This is a genomic window from uncultured Microscilla sp. (assembly GCF_947493425.1).
Taxonomy (GTDB): Bacteria; Bacteroidota; Bacteroidia; order Cytophagales; family Microscillaceae; genus Microscilla.
The window spans coordinates 1-4,565 of record NZ_CANLRP010000308.1; the positions used below are offsets into that span (position 1 = coordinate 1).

The window sequence follows — 4,565 nt, forward strand, 5'->3', positions numbered from 1 at the left end:
ATCTCGTTTTTCTTTCCTAACCACAAAGCTTATTAAATATCTTTGGTTAATATATATTCAAACCAAAGACCAAAAATAAAAACATGGCGATAATAATTTTTAACTCACTGATAATCAGTGAAATAAATTTCAAATTTTCTTACTTTATAGTTTTACCTTTTCTAAAAAAATGATTTTTTATACGAAATATCGTGTTTTGATCGATATTTCGTAGCCAAATACTTACACTGGCAACGACTTTGCCTCGTTTGATTTGATCACCAGGTTACGGTAAGGGTAAGGAATTTCTACACCCTCGCGGTCAAAAGCTTCTTTGATGCTTTTTAGCAACTCACACTTCATGACAAACCCTTTCAACGATGTGTCTGCCCACACACTAGCCCTTAAGGTAATAGAGCTGTCCATCCAGGCAACCACCCTTACCACTACCGCCGGGGTATCATCGTTTTTATCTTCTTCTTCTCGGTTGTCAATAAAATTGGGGTGTTTCATTGCCTCTTCTCTTATAATAGCAATTGCCTGGTCGATGTTTGCCGAATAGCCAATGCCCACCTCTACAAACACACATACTTTTTCTTCGGCAATGCTAGAGTTAAGAATAGTAGCCGAACTAATGACAGAGTTTGGTATAACAATGCGGCGATTTTCAAAACTATTGATAATGGTATGGCGCAACGTAATGTCTTCTACCGTGCCGGGGTTTTCAGTGCCTACCTTTATCACATCGCCTACCCTAAAAGGTTTAAAAATTACAATAAAAATGCCACCCACAATATTAGAGAAGGCTTGTTGAGAAGCAAAGCCTACAATGGCTGCCAAAATACCCGCACTTGCTACCAGGGTATTGCCCACCCCTTTGAGTGCTGGTATAGACCTGAATATGATGATGGTACCAATGACAAAAATGATAAAAGTAACCCCATTTTTAAAGAAGTTGTAATTGGTTGGGTCACCTTTCATTAGCTGCACGGCATTGTCGAAATACTTGTCTAGTATTCTACGCAATATTTTAGACAAAATCACACATACAATAATTACAGTAACCGCGATAAGAATGCTGCTAATAGCGGGATTTTCCAATAGCTTTTTCATAGAGAAATAGTCAATCAAAAACTTTGAGTAATTTGATAAAATCACCTCCCCTGTTTAGTTGTGTAACTATTTAGTTAACAACGGGTTAGATGAGAAAAATAATACTGCAAATGTCGTAGTAAAAAATGACACTTCCTTGTAGCAATCTAAAAATAATTTCACTTTACGTAATTGCTTGCAAAAAGGTGACAAAAACGCTGATTTTTTAGTAGAAAAAAACGGCTTTATCGAAACAGACATTAGTGGCTCCAATCAAAAAAACTATATTTGTCAATCTGTAAAAAAACACCCAAGCTTAACAATGATAAAAAGCCACCTTCTATTCATCACCTGTTTACTGCTACTGGCACAGTGTACCCCAAAAAAAGTACAACAAGCTGAAAATAAAAACAACCGCTCCGACTCCTTACAAACCTGGAGTGTGCCCTCTTACCAAGGGCAAGACTACACTGCGTTGGTGAATCCTTTTGTAGGCACTGGAGGGCACGGGCACACTTACCCTGGTGCTACGGCTCCTTTTGGCTTGGTACAGCTCAGCCCCGATACCCGTCTCACTGGTTGGGACGGTTGCTCAGGTTATCATTACAGCGACAGCTTGGTCTATGGGTTTTCGCATACCCACCTCAGCGGCACAGGTGTGTCAGATTACGGCGATGTATTGTTGATGCCTATTACTGGAGACGTCATGTACAACAATGGGGCAGATGGCAAAAAGGGTTACCGTTCGCGGTTTAGCCATCACAAAGAAAAAGCACAAGCAGGCTATTATGAAACTTACCTCAATGATTATGACATAAAAGTAGCACTAACTGCTACCCCCAGAGTAGGCCTGCACGCCTATAGTTTTCCTAAAGGCAAGCCTGCCCAGGTAATACTTGACCTGGTACACCGCGACCAAGTATTGGATGCCAGTGTAGAGGTAGTAAATAACCGTGAGGTTCAAGGGCATCGGAGGTCTAAAGCCTGGGCAACCAACCAGCATGTGTATTTTGTGATACAGTTTTCAAAGCCTTTCAACCAGCACGAGCTTTGGGTAGATAACCAAGCCAACGCCAACAAAAAAGCCCAAAGTAAAAGCATCAAAGCCTCGTTTTCATTTGATGGAAATGTAGCTAAAGAACCGCTATTGGTCAAGGTAGGCATTTCGGCGGTAAGCATAGAGGGAGCCCGCAAAAACCTGGAAACAGAAACCCCTGACTGGAACTTTGACGGGGTACGCAAAAAAGTGCAAACCGCCTGGAACCACGAGTTGGCACGCATTGCTGTAAAAGGGCGCACCCTAAAAGAACAAACTGTTTTTTACACGGCGATGTACCATAGTTTTATTGCCCCTAATGTGTTCAACGATGTAGATGGGCAGTATCGGGGGCGCGACGCTCAAGTGCACCAGGCAAGTCATCCTTATTTTACCGTATTTTCACTTTGGGACACCTACCGGGCTGCCCACCCTTTGTATACTTTGGTACAACAAAAACGCACCAACGACTTTATCAAAACTTTTTTGTTGCAATACCAACAAGGCAACACTTTGCCCGTGTGGGAGCTGGCTGGCAATGAGACTCAGTGTATGATTGGCTACCATGCGGTGCCTGTAATTGTAGATGCCTACCTGAAAGGGATCAAAGATTATGATGCTACACTTGCTCTTCAGGCCATGCAAACCAGTGCCAACCAAGACAAGTTCGGCATTGGTGCTTACCGCAAATATGGCTATATACCCGCCTCTGAAGAGCCCGAATCGGTATCGAAAACCCTGGAGTATGCCTACGACGATTGGTGCATTGCGATGCTGGCAAAGCAGCTGAAACAACCCAAGGTGCACAAAAAATTTATACGAAGGGCTCAGGCTTACAAAAATATTTTTGACAAAAATACCGGCTTTATGCGTGCCAAACGTCAAAATCGTTGGTTTTCCCCCTTTCGCCCCGAAGAAGTAAACTTTAATTATACCGAAGCCAACGCCTGGCAATATAGCTTGTATGTACCACAAGACATTAGTGGGCTTGCCCAAATGTTGGGGGGTAAACCCCAACTAGAGAAGTGGCTAGACAACTTATTTACGGCATCTACCGAAACTTCAGGGCGGCACCAAGCTGATATTACCGGGCTCATTGGGCAATATGCCCACGGCAACGAACCTAGCCACCACATGGCGTATTTGTACAATTATGTAGGCAAACCCTGGAAAACCCAGCAACGGGTTGCCCAAATACTCAGTACCCTTTACCATAACCACCCCCACGGGTTATCGGGCAACGAAGACTGTGGTCAAATGTCTGCCTGGTATGTACTCAGTGCTATGGGGTTTTATCCGGTTACACCTGGTTCCAACGACTATGTCATAGGCTCTCCTGTGTTTCCCGAAGCTACTCTACAGCTCGAAAATGGTCAACGCTTTACTATCAGAGCCGAGCAGGTCTCAGCCAACAATATTTATATACAATCAGCCCAGCTCAATGGCAAGGCTTACACCAAAAACTATATCAAACATAAAGATATCATGATAGGAGGCGAGCTGGTGTTGGTCATGGGCAACCGTCCTAACAAGGCTTGGGGTAGCCAACCCACCGCGGCTCCTGTATCAGCCATTACAGCACACCTCATTGTGCCAGTACCTTATTTTGAGGGCGACCTTACTTTTGAGCGAGCAGACCATCAAATTAAAATTGCCCATCACAACCCGGCAACAAAGTTGTTTTATGCTGTGGCCCCAAACAAAAACGCCGCTGTGACAAGCCTGAGGTTTGTGCCCTACCACGCCCCAGTCACTATACAAACTTCTGCTACAGTGTGGGCTTTTGCCCAAAATACTCAAGGACAAACCAGCGATACTATTCACACTCGTTTTAGTAAAATACCCGCAGGCAGAACCATCAGTCTTGCCAATCAGTACGCCAATCAATACGCTGCAGGTGGCAACAAAGCCCTCATTGATTTTGTTTCAGGTGGCAAAGATTTCCGCACGGGCATGTGGCAAGGTTACCAAAAGGTAAACATAGAAGCAATCATAGACCTGGGTAAAGAAGAACACGTAAAAACCATGGCCATTCGTTGCCTTCAAGATCAAAATTCGTGGATTTTTATGCCTACCCGCGTAGCATTTTTTACTTCGCCCGACGGTAAAAAATTTACAAAAGCAGGGGTGGTAGAAAACAATGTAAGCCCTAAAAGTGAGGGTGCCATCGTAAAAACCTTTGAGGTGAAATTTGGTGAGGCAACCCGTTATGTCAAAGTAGTGGCTTATAACCAAGGCATTGTACCAGCATGGCACTTGGGGGCAGGTGGTGGCGCCTGGCTTTTTGCCGATGAGATTATGGTGGAAGGGAATTAGTCAATTATGAATGAGCGCGAAGCTTTTTAAATTACGAATGAGAGAATTACGAATTACGAATGAAGGCGAAGCGATTACAGACTTCCATCTACCAATTTCATAATCTACTGATAATCAGGAAGCTATTTTTTGTATTTGATAG

2 protein-coding genes are annotated in these 4,565 nt (G+C 43.5%); one reads left to right on the plus strand and one right to left on the minus strand.

Translation table 11 applies throughout. From position 1 onward, the window contains the following. Window positions 1–222 precede the first annotated feature (222 nt). Complete coding sequence (locus Q0954_RS32880) at window positions 223–1,092, minus strand: mechanosensitive ion channel family protein (RefSeq protein WP_299465940.1); 870 nt, start codon at window positions 1,090–1,092, stop codon at window positions 223–225. A gap of 301 nt (window positions 1,093–1,393) precedes the next feature. Between Q0954_RS32880 and Q0954_RS32885 the strand changes: the two genes are divergently transcribed. Beyond that, window positions 1,394–4,423 carry a GH92 family glycosyl hydrolase gene (locus Q0954_RS32885; protein WP_299465942.1) on the plus strand — a complete coding sequence of 1,010 codons (3,030 nt, stop codon included), beginning with the start codon at window positions 1,394–1,396 and terminating at the stop codon, window positions 4,421–4,423. Window positions 4,424–4,565 lie beyond the last annotated feature (142 nt).

What these genes read in the sequence shown, in the direction of transcription:
- Q0954_RS32880 (WP_299465940.1), bottom strand. Translation starts at nt 1,092, where the DNA reads ATGAAAAAGCTATTGGAAAATCCCGCTATTAGCAGCATTCTTATCGCG.
- Q0954_RS32885 (WP_299465942.1), top strand. Translation starts at nt 1,394, where the DNA reads ATGATAAAAAGCCACCTTCTATTCATCACCTGTTTACTGCTACTGGCA.